The following is a 16,400-nucleotide window of genomic DNA, read 5'->3' on the forward strand; positions in this document are numbered from 1 at the left end:
TCAGGAGGAACTATCAACTATGAATCTACTTTGGCCCTATTTCATTATTTTCCTATTTGCCGCTACTCCCATGTTTGAGCTTATTGCCATGATTCCGATTGGGATTTTTGCTGGACTGAATCCCATTTTGGTTTCCTTAGTAGCGCTGGTTGGGAACGCAATTACCGTTTTTCTACTTATCTTACTAATGGAAAAAGTTCAAATATGGTTGCAGAAAAAGCGTGGTGACAAAGAACCTAGCAAACGTCAGCAACGTGCAAAACAGCTCTTTAAGAAGTATGGATTACCTGGGCTATGCCTTTTAGGACCTGCTCTAGTCGGAAGTCATCTTACTGCAATAATGGGAATGTCCTTTGGGGCAACCCGACAAAAAATGTTGCTGTGGATTGGTATTAGTCTTGCTGCATGGACAGGGCTAGCAATGATTATTGGATATTTTGGAGCTGACCTTATGAACATGGGTGAGCAGAATGGATTTTTGATTCGAATGCTACAGAAATAGTTCATTACATACTATGACTCTAAAAATCAAAAGCCTGAGGGATATCATATTCCGCAGGCTTTTAACTATATCACTTAATCAAAACAGCGTTTTCCATTTACATAATAGCTATTGGTCTCAAAAGTACTAAAGGCAATTTCCACTTCCGATATCCCCTGCGCCAAAACATGTCTAGATACGCATTCCGCAAAGCGATCCCTTACTTCTGTTCCACGCTCGAACCAATACACGTGAATAAAAGGATATGTCTCTACTCTCTTTCCTTCAAAGATAGAGATAGTTGGTATGCACTCCATGATGAAATTGTCTGTTCCACAATCACAAATCTCTGCTAACTCACGAAGCAAAGACTCGCTCATGTTGCATGCCTGTTCGGTAGAAATCCCACGTAATAATAATTGAGGCATGTCCCTTCCTCCTTTTTGTTCTTGTAATTACCCTTTCGAAATAAAAGCGAGGAATACATCTATATCGCATTCCTCGCCTACATGTACCAAGTAAATGTAATTTGACAACCTTCCAAATATCACAAGAAATACTTACAGTTTCTCTACACGGAAAGAATGTGTAAAGACGAATTGTTCCGCTGGCCCTAGACCACGAGCACCCGTCTGTTCTGCTACATCTAAGTTAAAAGCATCTGTGACAGCCGTATATGGCTCAAGAGACACACTTGTATTCCAGCTTGGTTGGAAGACTAACATGAATGGGAATTGATCACCAAATTCATAAATGATTTTATGATTAGCTTGTTGGTCAATCAGTTGGCAGCTGGTGGTCCCATCCTTTACTGTGACAAAGGCATGATCGCGACCTTTTGGCATGTCAGGATAGAGAAGCCCCTTAGTTAATTGCTGGCACAGGTCAGTTGGGGTGGGAGCACCATCTACGAATCCTTCCTCGTTTACCGGCCACTCTAGCTTTGAATCAACCTGCATCACTGTTTGTTGTTCGTGACCTTGCTTCACGTTGAAATAAGGATGGAATCCTAACATAAACGGAGCAGCTACTTCGCTCTCGTTCCTCACTTCCCCTTCCAAACGCAGTACGCCATCTTGTAAAACATAAGTAAATCGGAACACCAAACGTGCCTGAAATGCTTCCAATAAATCTGGATGATCCGCAAAATCAAATTCGGATACGACGAATGCTCCACGATCAGCTTTTGCACCGCGATCTATAACGTTCCAAGCGCGTACGCGTAATTCTCCGTGAGAATGGTGCTCCCCTTTATTTAAGCCTAGTTGATATTTTTTCCCGTTAAAGGAAAAGCTTCCGTGTCTAATTTTATTGGGCGGAAACAGAATCGGATTCCCGAATCGGGCAGAAGCATCTTTAATCATGGATATTTTTTCAGGTGATACAAATACTTCTTGGTTATTCACTGTAAAACGAAATAAATTATTTCCGAGCCCCGGCACTAGATGAGCTTCCGCTGGATATTCTGCATCAGTCAGGACATATGTTATGTAATCGTCTACTTTTCGTTCTGCTACTTGATATCTTGTCATGACAATCTCCTTTCCCTCTGTAAAGCATCCACAAATGTGTAATGACTCGACTTACATCATCATTGATGTTCTATCATTTTGTAGTGTAACGCAATCCGAAATTAGAACACAAGCAAAAGCGATAAAAGGGCCAATTGCCTGAAAGGGGCTACTAGCTGGAAACCACTTGATTTCATATGGTACGATTTCCAATAGAGAACTAGTGTAAATGACGGGAGGGAATGACGGCATGGGTTACACTACTTATGCCACATTGCTTTATCAGATAGATAAAGAACATGTGCAAACGATTCTAAAGCAAAATAACATCAAATCCTATCTCTATCCGATAAATGAGAGCTGGACAGCAGTTATGTTATCAGATGAAGAAGATGGAAGTGACGAATTCGCTGCTTACATCTCGGAGATTACTGGACAACTAAGTATGTATGTAGCTAGTCTGCCCAATCAGGCTTGGGGATTTTCCTGCTATTTAAACGGTGAAGCTTTGGTCTCCTGGTTCATTCAATATAATGATGTCGCTTGTGATCTTCAATTGGAAGGTACACTATCCACCTTGTCTGATTGGGTAACATCCCCGTCAAGCTTTGAGAGGTTTATGAACTACACGTTACAAAATGAATCAGCGGAGAAGGCACATGGAGAAGCTAGAGCACTATTTCTTCAAGCCTTTGATATAGCCGATGTGGAAGGCTGGTCCTTCGCATATCTATCCAGACAAACATCTCAATTTCTGCAACAGCATCGTATCCTTATAAATAAGTGTCGGCGCTCACCTGTTCGAGTAAAAAAAATGATCAAGGCTTGCTTGCAGGAACACTTACTCAAAGCTGGATTTGTTCTGTCTGAAGCGGTACCTACGCCAAACCAAGAGGGTGGAAAAAAAGGAAGGGATGCCCTCGAACAGTTTGCTTTTTATCGTGCAACTCCTGCTATAACGAATACTGGTTTGCTCTTAACGTTTCACAAACGACAACGGAAGTTCACGGCTCTTTTACAACATGCGAGCTATGGCAGTATTGATCTTTGGACCTGGTCTGAAGGGAAATGGGGTCGTACACACGGTGTTGCTCAGTGGAGAAGCTATGCAGACGAACAAGAGCTGGTGGAATATTTATATGAAGTGGCCCATCTATTTGTGGAATATGGCCCCGCTTTCTTCCAGCAAATCGATCATAATCTAGAGGTATTTTCACCTCGTGATCTCTTACTTGACATTGCGGATAAATCATTAATATCTCGCGGATTCTTACGTGAGTCAACCGACGAACACACCATCTATGTAAATGATCAATATGAAATTTCAATTACACATACAGCCTACCCACGTCAGCTATTTGGGCGTTTTCGTCATGTGTCGGAGCCAACAGTTTGGCACAATCTTCACCCATTTTGGCTCGATCAATGCTATTATTGTACAAAAACAGAATTTATTCACCTTTTAGGGCACATGCTTCAGACATTTGAACGTCAAACAACCTAAGTGCTATACATAAGTAATTCTCATTTTATACATACAAAGGTGGTTCCCTCTATGCAGGCTTGGTTGATTTTTGCATTGTTATCTGCCTTAATGGCAGCATTGGTATCTATTTTTGGAAAAATTGGTTTAAATCAAGTGGATGCAAATACAGCAACTGCTATTCGAGCTGTTATTATGGCCTTATTTTTACTTGGTGTGGTTCTTTTTGAAGGAAAATGGAATGCCATTGGCGAAGTTATTGCCAACAAAAAAGCTCTTTCCTTTATCGTACTAAGCGGTGTAGCTGGAGCATTATCGTGGTTGTTTTATTTTGTGGCCTTAAAGTACGGGAAGGTCGCACAAGTTGGTCCCATTGATAAATTAAGCGTCGTGGTGGCTGTTGGGTTAGCCTTTGTATTTCTCGGCGAACGAGTTAGCTTAATTGGTGGTATCGGCATTGGACTAATTGCCGTTGGAACTTTATTAGTGGCATTTGGTTCGTAACCATACCTTGTTATTGCCTGATGCTTGTCAGGCCTTTCTTTTATGACCGAAAAGAACATATATTCCTGTATTTTCACACTATGAAAAAAGCGATCTTGGCACTATAGCACAAGATCGCTACAGAATAATAAGCTCCGGCTTTCTAGCTTATACTTTCTCCACTCGTCCACTGCGAATAAGCCAAAGATGCAAAAAATACTCGGTTATCCCGAAAAAGACAGCGTAAAAGAAAATACCGTCCATACCCATTTTAGTTCCACTAAAGATAAATTTAGTAAAGAAGACGACAACCAGACACATGATCATATCAAGAAAAGTCGTTAACCATAATGTACCAGGTTGCAAAAACATTAATTCCATTAACTGACCAAGAAGTGCTACCACCACACCTGCTACCACAGGTTCCCACCAATAAGGATAATAAATGCCACCATATACATTATCTAGTAGCAGGAATAAAAAAGGAGTCGCCACAAGTTTTATCCAGAATCCACTCAACGATTTCACACCTCCTCTATCTACTTTCTTAGCCTTGTTATAAACAAATTTAAGGATTGTATACCTTGTTTGGGCTACTTTTTGGTAAAAATCTGTGAGGAAAGAAGGGGTCGACTCATGAGTACTTTATTTCAAGATAGTATGTATTACGTCACTATCGGCGAAATCATTCGCAATTATCGGCAACAAGCCAACCTTTCAATCACACAGCTTGCCCACATGACTGGGATCAGTAAGGGAGTTATCTCAAAAATTGAAAATGCTGATACTAGGCGGCCAGAATTAAAAACATTGAAACCCCTCGTCGAACATCTCCACATTCCCTATACAGAAATTATTGAGGCCTATTTATTGGTGGAACCACGGCTTGAAATTTTAGAGGAACTGTTGGAGGATGCCCTCTTCATAGGTAATTTGCAGCTCGTTCGTAAAGTTGCACTAAGTTATTTAAAGTCTCCTCAGGAAGAGACCGATCGTTTGCTTAGAAAGCTATATGAACAAACTCAACAAGTAAAAGACATTGTATTAAAACAAACTCTATACGATCTTATGGCTCAGTATGCGAGAGATCACGGCTTGCTCCAGCATTTGGCCCAGCTTTTTCTCCAGTTATATTTGATGGCACAACAAAAAGAAGCGGACTTCGAATCCGCCTTTTACCTAGGAAAAAATGTGTTATTTTATGCAGCTCTCCTACCTGTTGAACAACAAATCCAGCTATATCAACATATTAGTATGCATGCCTATCTGTTATGCCGTTACGATGAATCCATCTTGTATAGTAAGGAGCTATTGCAGATTGCTCAACGTAAGCCTGCTCACTCGATATATGCGTACAGCACCTTATTTTACTCATCGTATGCATTGGAAGATTTCCAGGGTGCGAAAGAGGCTTTTATGTGCTATAGCCAAATCTCCCGTACCTCCTCCTCTGAGCATTATAGACTAATGAGAGCATTACTGGAGTATCGAATAGGCAACAAGGCAACTGCTATTCGGCAGTTAAAAAAATGTCTAACGCTTGCTAGTCGTAAAACCAGTCTAGTAGTAGTCAATCAGCTCATCGAAATATACTTAGACTATGGTCACATATCGAATATTTCCTCTTTGCTTGAAGATAAAGCCCCTTGGAACATCCAACCCGAGACCTATTTAGAAAAAAGAAGCTATGGCCATTTTTATCGTTTACTAGGTCAATATTATCAGCAATTAGATGAGTTTACGCAAGCGGAACAAAGTTATTTGCACAGCCTTATTTGTTATGGTGATTACCATCCACAAGGCAAACAAGAGTGCCTTAATCGGCTACTGTATCTGTATCAACACCGTTAAGAGTAATGACGTGAAATCCATAATCAGTCTGCTGGCTCCCTGTTTCCTGTAAAATCTGTTCTCCTGCACGTCTAATACGCTCCTGACCTAGCTCACAGATGGTTCGGTAGCCGTGTTGGTAGGCTGTGGAAGTGACCGGTATAGCTTCTGGCAGTTGAATCATGATAAATTTACGCTTTCCATTATCCTCTGCATTAAGCTGCATCACAGCATGGGCCGTAGTGGATGAGCCTGCAAAAAAATCCAAGACAATGGATTCTTTATGCGTTACAATCTCCAACACCTTTTTCATTAATCGTTCGTCTTTAGGAAAGGGAAAAAGCTGACCACCCATTAGCTTTCGCAAGCGTTTCATCGCCCTTCTGCCATCATGATAAAACACGCTATACGGAACCTGATACTCTGTGTCATGTAGATAACGCTTTATACAGGGGATCGTTGTTTCATCTATACCAAAATGTATCAAATCTTCCTGTAAGAATTTGTTCATTCGTTTTTCAGTATAAGCCCATCCTCTCGATGGAACCTTAACTGGTTTTTTTGTAATTGGATGCAATACATCATAGACAGGCCCCCCTCCGCCTGGCCAAGAGATGTCTCCTGGAAAGTAAACACCGTTAGCGTCAATTGCGGAATAATGGCTGTGTTGCTTCGAGGGATGATCGTCTGGTAATGCCCGGAACCATTTTTTTAATTCAAGACTTGCGTCTCGAAATTGTCCTTTATACTTTTTAGTGAGCTGCTTCCCTTGCTTATAAATTTCCGCCAACCCCGCTTTTTTCTCGCGCCAGACCTTTCGGTGTTGTTGAAGATAGCTTACATTTTTTCCATATACCAATATAAATTCATGTGAGATGGATATAAACTTAGCGTCATTTTTTCTCCCTCCACTCCAAACAAACTCACCGAGATAATTTTGCTCACCATAAAGCTCATCACAGATAAGGCGCAGATTTGCAAATTCTTTTGAATCAATACTAATGAGAATGACCCCGTCTTCTGTTAATAGTTGACGTGCAATCGCCAAGCGGGGGTACATCATCGTAAGCCAATCGTTATGCATATTTTCTCGCCATTGTTGATCAAACCTAGAAGAGTGTTTATGGGCGATGATATTGCTCTTCGTTTTCCTGTGGTAATTATCTTTATAAATGAAGTTTTTACCTGTATTATACGGCGGGTCTATGTAGATGCATTGGATTTTACCTGTATATGTGTTGCATAGAAGTCGTAATCCATCTAAATTATCGCCTTCTATATACAGATTTTCTGTTTTGCTAGCATTTTTAGAGCGTGGTACATTCAGCATGGGAGTGGACAAAAAAGCTGGCTTCTGAGATGCCTCCTGTAAAGCAGTCTTCTTGTTTGGCCAAATCAACCCGTATCCATCATCGTGTAAGGTATCCTCCCCAAACAGTTTTAACCATTCGTCCCTTACCAGAAATCCTTGATGCATCAAGCTAGGGAAATGCTCTATGAGCTTTTTTCGATTTTCCCTTTGCCGCTCAAGCAGGTGTTGCTTTCGTTCCTCCACTTAGTCGACACCTCCACTATGCTATCAAACTTACTTCTATTACATTCTCTGGATACATATTCGTCATTTTCAATTTTTTTCCTTTCAAAGAGCAGTGTCTATAAGAGACGGATGACCTATGAGGTCTAGTCATTCATTTTCAAAAAATTACCTTTTGCATGTATTTGCAGATGTTGATTTTCGGGGTGATTTCATAAAGAAAAGGCTGCTTTCCCATTTAGGAAAACAGCCCCCTCCCTCTTATCATGATGAAGATTAGATCGTATATACCTTGCGACTTGGCAATTCCAGACAGTGTAATTTACCGCCGTACACACAGCCTCCATCAATTCCAATAATCCTATTTTTCCCAAAATAAACATCCGTACTACCATCTGGATGCAAATAGTTCGTAGATGTATGACCAAAAACCACCGTCTTTTCTCCCGCATATCCATTATGAAATTCTTCACGTATCCAGATCATTTCTTGCTCGTCCATTTCCTCCAATGATTTGTTTGGACTCACTCCTGCATGGATAAAGATGTATTCCTCTGTCTCATAATAGAGTGGCAATTGTTCTAGGAAACGAATGTCCTCTATTAACTGCTCGGGTAATTCCAGTTTAACCCCAGGTGCCTCTTTCTTTGGTAATATTTTGGGTGGCTCATTTGAGCCTATTCCTGGTCTGATCACCTGTTGTAAGGCTTCTTCTTCTGTTAATGGCAATTCGAAACCGTAGGCACGTAATGTTGTAGGTGCATGATTACGCATCCACCTGCCCATCCAGAATTCATTGGCGATGGTTAAAGCTTTAATCATCATATCCTCATGATTTCCTTTTAGGGCAATAGCTCCTGCTTGAGTTAGTTCCTTTACTTTAGCAATGACTCCCTTGGCATTGGGCCCACGATCTACGTAATCACCCAACAAGATGAGTTGATCCTTATCTACATGGTAATTAGCTTTCGCCAGCAATTGCTCCATTTTATCTAATTCTCCGTGAATATCGCTCATTACCAGAGTACGTTTCATGCTGTCTCACTTCCTTTATCTGTCTGCGGTATGCGTAGTGCTAGCTTACTCATCCCAATTCTTAAAAAAACAAATGGTCGGGACACTGGCGACCTGTAGCTTGGGATCATGCTCACCTTTAGTAAACGCCTCTACTGTATTTATATGCTTGATTGATCGATTGGCAAACTCATTTCGTCCCTGTGAACGTATAAGTGTGTAATATTCATAAGGGTCTATTACAGAAAAATCACCCTGTAGCACCCCAGGAAATGCTTTATTAACTGAGTATTCCTGACTCTTGTATTCCTGCAATGCTTTGCCTTTTTGATTTTTATATTTTGAAATATCAACCTTCGCGGTAATCGGGAAAGCTACTTGTGGAGCACACTCTGTACAATGATCATAATAATGTGGTATGGAGACATAATACAAATCGGGATAGTCTTGTGGGGATGCTTGTGCTTCAAAGCGTTTTACCGCATTTTCTACCGCAAGAGAAAGCGCAATATGATCAGGATGCCCTGTAACTCCATCTGGTGGAAAGGTGATGATGATCTCCGGTTTCATAGAAAGTAACGTCTGAAGTACACGCTCTGCCAACACGTTTTGGTCCATCTGCGCAAGCCCGCCATCTGGATAGCGATATAAAAACAAATCGGATACTCCCAAACAGCGGATGGCATTGGTTAATTCGTGCTCACGCCAGACAGCTAGTTCTTTTTGGCAGGTGATCGAATACGGTCCGCACTTACCTTTATCTCCTGATGTAGCTGTCACCAAATAAATATGATGCCCTAATTCACTATATTTCGCCATGGTTCCTGCGCAGGCAAACGATTCATCATCAGGATGTGGAAAAAGAAACAGGAGGCGTCTTTTTTTCGAATTTCCGATAAAATAACCCATGCTACTTCCTTCCTTTGCTACCCTTATTTCATTTGAATGACAGTAGAATCTTAGTGATTCCTCATGGCAGAAAACCCCATAGCAATTACGCCTTTAATGGGTTCTTGCTCGTTATCATCCACGATTGCTTTTGGAGCATGCTCACTAATCAATTGAATAAGCCTTTGTCTCACAAGTGGCTCATGCTTCAGCACGCCTCCTTGTAAAATAATATGACAAGCTTGTTCTTGTAGATCAAGCTGACCCATGACAGTTTTTATACCTGTAAACAACTCATCTGCGGCTTTTTCCAAAATCTTATGTGCCGTCTGGTCCCCTTGTTGCGCTACTTTACTTACAAGGCGGGAGAGTTCACCCACTCTGTCCACCGAATATGTCCTCTCATTATAGACCCAGCGAAAAAGCTGTTCTACATCATCCATTTGCAAATAAGCAAGGATTTCATCTGTTAGCAATGTAGTATCCGAGCGACCATCTGATGCTCGAAATATAGCGGTTAACGCTTGATTACCGATCCAATAACCACTTCCTTCATCACCTACTAGATGCCCCCAGCCCCCTACTCTGCCTCTCTTTCCATCCGTACCAATACCACAAACAATGGACCCTGTACCAGCAATGGCCAATATACCAGGCTTACCACCTGTGGCACCTATAAGGGCAGCAACACAATCATTTTCAACTACCAGTTGCTTTATTTGAATGTTCAGATCAAAAAGCACTTGGTTCACTAGCTTCAATATGATCGCTCGATCGTAGGAAGTATCCAGACCAGCTAAGCCAAAAACAGCGCAGTCTACGTGTAGAGAAGCGTTTGTTTGAGAGTGATCTTGTAACTGTGGAGGCATGGCTTCATTCATTGCTCTTCGAATTGCCATTTTTAACTCATATGTAGCTGGTTCTACACCTTTTCCATGATAGTTACATGATCCAGCCCTTCCCGTTCCCAGTACCTGCTGGTTGTAGGTTAGTAGCATCGCCAAGCTTTTTGTGCCTCCTCCATCTACTGCTAGAAGAGGAATATGCCATTGATTCATGTGTTTTCACTCCATGTTGACAGGGTATAATCCAATTGCGACAAGGCGGTTTGACAACGCAATGTTGCTGTCTGCCACCAATCTTGCATCAGCTTCTGTGTTGTTTTTCGAGCTTTAATCATACGTATCATTTCTCTAGGGCTAGGACCCCCCGGTAAAGAACGAATGGTAACAAAATGTACAGGATCAAGCGCTTCAGCAAGCTCTGCCTCAGTTAGTAGTACTTCTCTTTTAATCACTTGTTGAGCTGCTTCATTTACCATATGAAGTGTTACTTGATCGGCTGTCATTCCTTGTTTGATCGCCTGCTGCACTACATAGCTGACAATATGATGCGCGGTTCTAAAAGACAGCTTATCCGTACGGACTAATGTATCCGCTAGTTCGGTCACTGTGGCAAAGCTTCCCTTAACACGTGCCATGAGAACCTCTTTATTGATTTGCATCGTTGTAATAACAGCCATCAATAAATGATACATGTTATCCAAAATGGACAAACTTTTCCATACGTATGGTTGCATGTCATCTTCTGTATCAACAATATCACCAAACGGGGTGTTATGCATCATCGAAAGCACAGTATTGGTTGTACCTACACAACTGGATAATAAGGCACGCATATGCTCCAATGAAACGGGATTTCGCTTTTGCGGCATAATGGAGCTGACTTGCACATATGGATCGGCCACTCTCACAGCACTAAACTCTTGTGTGCACCACAGCAGGAAATCCTGTACCGATCGGCCAAGATTGATCGCCGCTAATTGAACTGCCAGCATCGCCTCACCAAGATAATCTGCTCCGCTAATGGCATCGTAAGAATTTTCCACCATTTCATCAAAACCTAATAATTCTTTCATTTGAACACGACTAATCGCAAAGCCAGAAGTGGTCAGGGCAGCCGCTCCCATTGGACTTCGATTACAATTTTCGTAAGCAGAACGTAATCGACGTAGGTCGCGTTCCAAGGAATCTGCCATCGCCATTACATAATGAGCCAAAGTGGTTGGTTGTGCCTGTTGGGTATGAGTATAACCAACCATGATGGTATCAATATTCTCCTGTGCAACTAGTAACAAATGTTTATGCAAAAGCATTCCAGATGAATACGTTACCAGTAGCTTCTCCCTTAGTACCATCCGATAAATGCAAATTCCCATGTCATTGCGGCTACGAGCAATATGTAAATTGCCAGCGATGTCACCTGCCAGCTCTAGCAACTGGCTTTCCACCTGAAAAAATAGGTCCTCATATTCACCTGTGTAACGAGACTGACGTAGGATGTCTACATCTAGCTTCTGTAATGCATACGCGATTCGTCTCGCTTCCTCCATAGAAAGTAAGCCCTCTTCTTTTAGCATAATTAGGTGAGCCTTATTGATGGCCATCATGGGGGCTAACAGATGAACTTTAGCTTCTTCAAAGGCTGGTTCTAGAACTACCTTAGCATAGGTTTTCCCTGGGAAGCTGGTTCCTTCCTTAGCGTACATTTTCGCTTGTTGAGCTTGAAAATTCATATTTTGATACCTCCTTGTCTATTTTACTGGGTCTTGTATTCCACATCCGTGGGTCTCCTTTAGATTGAGACCCCTCACGGATGTAAATAAATAGACTGCTTTATTGCTTCAAACTGATCATATTAACAAACATGCGAATTGCACCTGGCACTAAACTAGGTATTTGACGATACCAGACCAAGGAGCTGTACGTGTAGGTTCCTTTGCCATATTTCGCAGTAAGATAGGTACCTGTGAACTCCTTCTCTTTGGCATCTCCATTGCTTAATAACTCGATATACTCTTTGCCCCAAGCAGATGGATTGTAGGCAGAGCGATCCTGAACCCAATGATTCCAGTCCTGTGCAGTAATTCTGTTAGGAGTTGTAAATAAAGGGTGTTCTGGTTGTAGCATCGTCACTTTGGAATTTTCATCCGTAACACGCCACTTTATAAGCGGTTGCCCAATTGTAATGGGATAAGGAGCCAGATCAGGTGTCCATTTATCCTCGGGTTTATGATACAAAACGACAAGATTACCACCATTCTCTACGTATTGAAGTAGACGCTTATTACTTGGGATCAGCTCTGGGCGAAACCCGTAAGCGCGTATACCAAGCACAATTGTGTCATATTGCTCTAAATCGCCTGATTCTACTGCTTTTGCATCCAAATTGACCACGTTTATACCTAATTGCAGTAGATATTGATCGATTTGATCAAAACCACTAGAAATATATCCTACCTTTATATTTTTTGTCAGTTGCAGATCAAAAGCTTGAATGGCAAGTGTAGCAGGATGGATGTAATAGGTGGTACCAATGTGTGGATATGTGATGACTTGCACGTTTTCTTGACTCTGTAAGCCTTTTGCACTGGCTTTTGCTGTGATCTCGTACGTACCGTTTTTTACTTTTTGGGACGGGGTTACCTGAAACAAAATACTTTTGGTTTCCCCTTTATTAGCAAAGCTGAGTTTACTCGACGCTGGCTTCGCAATCCAGCCGGCTGGTAACACAAGCGAGATGGTTGGTTCACAAGCACCTGTCGTATTGTTTTTCACCGTAACATTGACTGGAATCGATTGATTTTGCTGGAGGGTGTTTAACACAGTAGCATCCGGGCTAAGCGATAGAGAAAATGGTGGCAAGATCCCCACCGTAGCTTGCGGTACAGCATGTAATGTCGCTTCCTCTCCAAAAGCACTATAGGTAATATCACTAGAGAAGATCGGTAAGCGGTACGGATGAAATTTGACTGCATGTTTTGGAATACGTACGTCATAAGTTACTGATATGGTCTGATTGTAGCCCACCTGTCCAAACGTCGTAGGTCCAGTCGCGTTCACCTTCCATCCTTCTGGTGTCTTTAGCGATATCCTTACATTTTTAATAGCGACCTGACTGCCATTATATGCTGTTACCGTCACTTTAGTCGTTTGCCCAGGAATCAGCTCATTGCTGGCAGTTTTTACTTTGCCCACGAACGACAATGCCTCTGCACTCGCTTTATTTAATTGGTGTTCTTTTATCTGTAATCGATGAAGCACATCCCCCATGCTTCTTGCATCTAGATCAGTTGATTTAGCCTCCTTGATCGTATCTGTTACATCCTTTTTCATTTGATGAATTCCCTTAGCCACTTTCAAGAAGTCAGGATATGACCTGAGAATATGTTCTGCATCGCTTTGTAGCTGATGGATTTTTTGGGATAACCGACCTCCTTGCTTCTGTTGAGCAATCTCTTTTGACCAATCCTCAAATGTAGTGGACACTCCCTCAAACAAATCTCCTTCCTTCTGCTTTATCGGCCCAACTGATTTGGCTAGCTTGTAGTAAACGAAGTCCGGTCCTTCTTCATAGTGACGTCCCATCCCCTGACTTTTGTGCATAAAACGTGATTCTTCCCCCAACTGCTTGTAAGAGGCTCCATATATTTGGTCGTAATCACCTATAGGAACCCGAACTGTATAATCCTTAACACTTGCTGGTAGATATAGCTTTTTAACCTGCCAGGGTGATAATCCTGCTTTTACTTGTTCAGGAAATACAGCCGGGTTAGCGGCATCTTCAAAAGCTCTCACCGTAATCACATTCATTGCACGATGATGGCCGTGAGTAGACTCTTCATTGAGAAAAGCAGGGATCACTATATCGGGGCGAACTTGACGGATATGACGAATCAAACGTTCATAGGTATTCTGTTCACCCCATTTTTCTAATGTTTCATCAGGACTTTTAGAAAAGCCAAAATCATAAATCGGATCATTCATTTGTTCACTGAGATTGATTAGATTTACGTTAGTAATTTTGGATGCTTCTTGTAATTCCCGCGTCCGAATAATCCCTAGTGAATTACCTAGCTCACCACCGATCTCATTTTGCCCACCTTCTCCACGATTGGCGATCAGGCTCGTTGTCTCTATTCCTTTGCCTAAACTAAGATACGCAAGCGTAGCGCTGTGCTCGTCATCTGGATGGGCACCGGTATTCATCGCGCTTGCCACCGTAGTCAACGGTAGAATCGCTTTCCATAAATCAACAACACCTCGATCGGCATGAACGGTCTGTGAAGGGGGTAAGGTTACTAGTGAAGCCATAAGAGCTATGCTGGTGAGTCCTGCAAACCATGTAAAAAACGGACGGAGATATAAAATTCCTGTTCTCAATGGATTTTCCCCCCTTATTTGAGGTCATTCTTTTTTGAAAAAAACCTGTAATGATACTTGATGCTTTTTCATGGAATCCTATGCGGGTTCGCCATGTAATCAAACTAGTTCCTATTGGCTATTATTGCTTCTCCCCTGCCTCCTTAGCCCTAAACGGCTGAGTCAGCATGATCTTTCGTCCATTTTTTAGAAAGGAACAGAACAATGATAATCAACACAATCTGCAAAACACCATATGCGCAAGCTGTACCGAATTCAAAAGAATACATGCGCTGGAATATCTCTACGGAAATTGGTGTGGAGCTTGTCGTGAACAACAGGATAGAAGCTACAAATTCCCCTATTCCCTGCACAAATGCCAATAATGTCCCTGCTAAAATTCCACGTAACGCCATGGGAAATATGACACGTCGGAAGCTGTACCACCAGGAAGCCCCAAGATTACGTGCCGCTTCCTCTACCGAATGGTCCGTCTGCATCAACGTAGCTGAGGTGGAACGAAAGACTAACGGTAGATGACGTACAAAATAAGCCAAGGGCAAAATCCAGATCGTTCCCACCAAAACCTGATTAAAACCAAATGGATGCGGCTGGCTAAAAGCAGCAAGTAAGTTAACACCCACAACGGTGCCAGGCAGTGCCCACGGAAGCATAATCAGGACATCAAGTAAGGTTTTCCCTCTAAATTTCAGTCGGATCATAGCATAAGCTGCGGCTACTCCAAAGATGGCATTACCAAGGGTAGCAATGAAACTCATCTCAAAGCTAGTAAAAATTGGCCTCCATGTTTTACTGTCTGTAAACAAATCAAGATAATGAGAGAACGTATAAGCTGGCGGTAAAACCTGTACTGTCCAGGTAGCATCTACTGAGAAAGATAGAAGCACAAGCACAAGGATTGGTAGCAGCAGAATAACAACACCAATCGTAGAGAGTACCATTGCTGTATACCGACCAGCTGTACTTTTTACCTCTGTCCGATGTATACTTATGCCTTTGCTCTGATTCTGATAATTGCGTACACCCTGATACCAGCGCATCAATAGCAAAAACAAAATTGAAACGATCGATAATATAGTAGATTGTGTTGCTGCCATATCGAGATTGCCGTTCGTGCGAGATAAATAGATTTGCATTGTCATCGTGCGATCAATCCCAAAGATAAGCGGAGCTGTATAGGAGGCCATTGCAATCATAAATACCAGCAAAGACGACGCCACAATAGCTGGTGTCAGCATAGGCAAAATGACGCGCTTCCAGACGATGACCCGATTGGCACCAAGATTGGCTGCGGCTTCTTCAAGTGAAGGATCTAGCCCTTTTATTGCGGCTGAGACCGTCATGTAAAAATACGTATACATGGTAAAAGTATGGACAATCAGTACGCCCCACATGCCTTTTAACGAAAAAGGTACCTGCTGAAGCTGAAATAATTCTTGTAAGCCTCGGGGAATAATGCCGCTCTCTCCATATAAAAAAGTAAAGGAAAGCACCCCAATCAGAGGGGGTAATGCCATCGGAACCATGGCTAGTACAGACAAGATTTTACGCCCTGGAAAGTCATAGCGTTCTAATAGAAATGCCAAGCTTATCCCTACGATTCCACAGGTAATCACACTAAGTACCGAGATGTATAAGCTGGTCCAAAGAGCTTCCAGATTTGCCGTATGCTCCAAACTAAAAAAACGAGCATAATTAGCAAGCGTGAACTGTTTGTCTATCTTCATACTTTGGAAAAAGGTCTGCCCTAACGGATAAACAACATAGGCAAGTAAGATAAGAAATAAAGGAGCAACTAGAACATAGACAAAAGAGTTGGAGGACAAAAACATGAAGTGGCGTTGTTTAGTATCTTGTGGTACCGGTTCATTTCGCAATGATTTCGGTCGAGTATTCATCTAGTACCTCCCCTATCCGTAAAGAACCCTAGGTGAAAAGCTAAATCGCTTGCTCT

14 protein-coding genes are annotated in these 16,400 nt (G+C 42.0%); 4 read left to right on the plus strand and 10 right to left on the minus strand.

The features are described 5' to 3' along the window. Window positions 1-19: 19 nt before the first annotated feature. Window positions 20-502 carry a small multi-drug export protein gene (locus ACQV1I_RS18655; protein WP_094700909.1) on the plus strand — a complete coding sequence of 161 codons (483 nt, stop codon included), beginning with the start codon at window positions 20-22 and terminating at the stop codon, window positions 500-502. A 74-nt stretch (window positions 503-576) separates the two neighbouring features. Here ACQV1I_RS18655 and ACQV1I_RS18660 read toward each other — a convergent pair whose 3' ends face one another. Continuing rightward, window positions 577-909 (minus strand): DUF1904 family protein, encoded by a 333-nt coding sequence (locus tag ACQV1I_RS18660; RefSeq protein WP_094700908.1) that lies wholly within the window; start codon window positions 907-909, stop codon window positions 577-579. Between the two features lie 132 nt (window positions 910-1,041). Further along, complete coding sequence (locus tag ACQV1I_RS18665; protein ID WP_116334822.1) at window positions 1,042-2,013, minus strand: aldose 1-epimerase; 972 nt, start codon at window positions 2,011-2,013, stop codon at window positions 1,042-1,044. Between the two features lie 229 nt (window positions 2,014-2,242). Between ACQV1I_RS18665 and ACQV1I_RS18670 the strand changes: the two genes are divergently transcribed. Next, on the plus strand, window positions 2,243-3,496 hold the full coding sequence (locus ACQV1I_RS18670) for a hypothetical protein (RefSeq protein ID WP_116334823.1): 1,254 nt from the start codon (window positions 2,243-2,245) through the stop codon (window positions 3,494-3,496). A 51-nt stretch (window positions 3,497-3,547) separates the two neighbouring features. Continuing rightward, a complete protein-coding gene (locus ACQV1I_RS18675; RefSeq protein ID WP_116334824.1) occupies window positions 3,548-3,979 on the plus strand; it encodes an EamA family transporter in 432 nt (143 codons plus the stop codon). Window positions 3,980-4,126: 147 nt separating this feature from the next. Here ACQV1I_RS18675 and ACQV1I_RS18680 read toward each other — a convergent pair whose 3' ends face one another. After that, a complete protein-coding gene (locus ACQV1I_RS18680; protein WP_094700904.1) occupies window positions 4,127-4,486 on the minus strand; it encodes a hypothetical protein in 360 nt (119 codons plus the stop codon). Window positions 4,487-4,594: 108 nt separating this feature from the next. Between ACQV1I_RS18680 and ACQV1I_RS18685 the strand changes: the two genes are divergently transcribed. Then, complete coding sequence (locus ACQV1I_RS18685) at window positions 4,595-5,809, plus strand: helix-turn-helix domain-containing protein (RefSeq protein WP_116334825.1); 1,215 nt, start codon at window positions 4,595-4,597, stop codon at window positions 5,807-5,809. Here ACQV1I_RS18685 and ACQV1I_RS18690 read toward each other — a convergent pair. The 7 genes from ACQV1I_RS18690 to ACQV1I_RS18720 form a co-directional block, all read right to left on the minus strand. Beyond that, window positions 5,775-7,343, minus strand: coding sequence for a site-specific DNA-methyltransferase (locus ACQV1I_RS18690; RefSeq protein WP_116334826.1), 1,569 nt, complete (start codon window positions 7,341-7,343; stop codon window positions 5,775-5,777). The genes ACQV1I_RS18685 and ACQV1I_RS18690 overlap by 35 nt on opposite strands. A 255-nt stretch (window positions 7,344-7,598) precedes the next feature. Continuing rightward, window positions 7,599-8,357 carry a metallophosphoesterase family protein gene (locus ACQV1I_RS18695; RefSeq protein ID WP_116334827.1) on the minus strand — a complete coding sequence of 253 codons (759 nt, stop codon included), beginning with the start codon at window positions 8,355-8,357 and terminating at the stop codon, window positions 7,599-7,601. Window positions 8,358-8,402: 45 nt separating this feature from the next. Next, window positions 8,403-9,245, minus strand: coding sequence for a PIG-L deacetylase family protein (locus ACQV1I_RS18700; protein ID WP_116334828.1), 843 nt, complete (start codon window positions 9,243-9,245; stop codon window positions 8,403-8,405). Window positions 9,246-9,295: 50 nt separating this feature from the next. Then, window positions 9,296-10,282, minus strand: a complete 987-nt coding sequence (locus ACQV1I_RS18705; RefSeq protein WP_116334829.1) for an N-acetylglucosamine kinase — start codon at window positions 10,280-10,282, stop codon at window positions 9,296-9,298. Beyond that, entirely contained in the window at window positions 10,279-11,799 is a 1,521-nt protein-coding gene (gene argH, locus ACQV1I_RS18710) for an argininosuccinate lyase (RefSeq protein WP_116334830.1), read from the minus strand. The genes ACQV1I_RS18705 and argH overlap by 4 nt, the downstream gene beginning before the upstream one ends. Window positions 11,800-11,899: 100 nt before the next feature. Then, window positions 11,900-14,377 carry an NEW3 domain-containing protein gene (locus tag ACQV1I_RS18715; protein WP_236645884.1) on the minus strand — a complete coding sequence of 826 codons (2,478 nt, stop codon included), beginning with the start codon at window positions 14,375-14,377 and terminating at the stop codon, window positions 11,900-11,902. A gap of 218 nt (window positions 14,378-14,595) precedes the next feature. Next, a complete protein-coding gene (locus tag ACQV1I_RS18720) occupies window positions 14,596-16,278 on the minus strand; it encodes an ABC transporter permease (RefSeq protein WP_116334898.1) in 1,683 nt (560 codons plus the stop codon). Between the last annotated feature and the right edge of the window lie 122 nt (window positions 16,279-16,400).

Origin of the sequence: Brevibacillus sp. JB24b (assembly GCF_051713385.1) — a bacterium.
Lineage (GTDB): Bacteria > Bacillota > Bacilli > Brevibacillales > Brevibacillaceae > Brevibacillus_B > Brevibacillus_B laterosporus.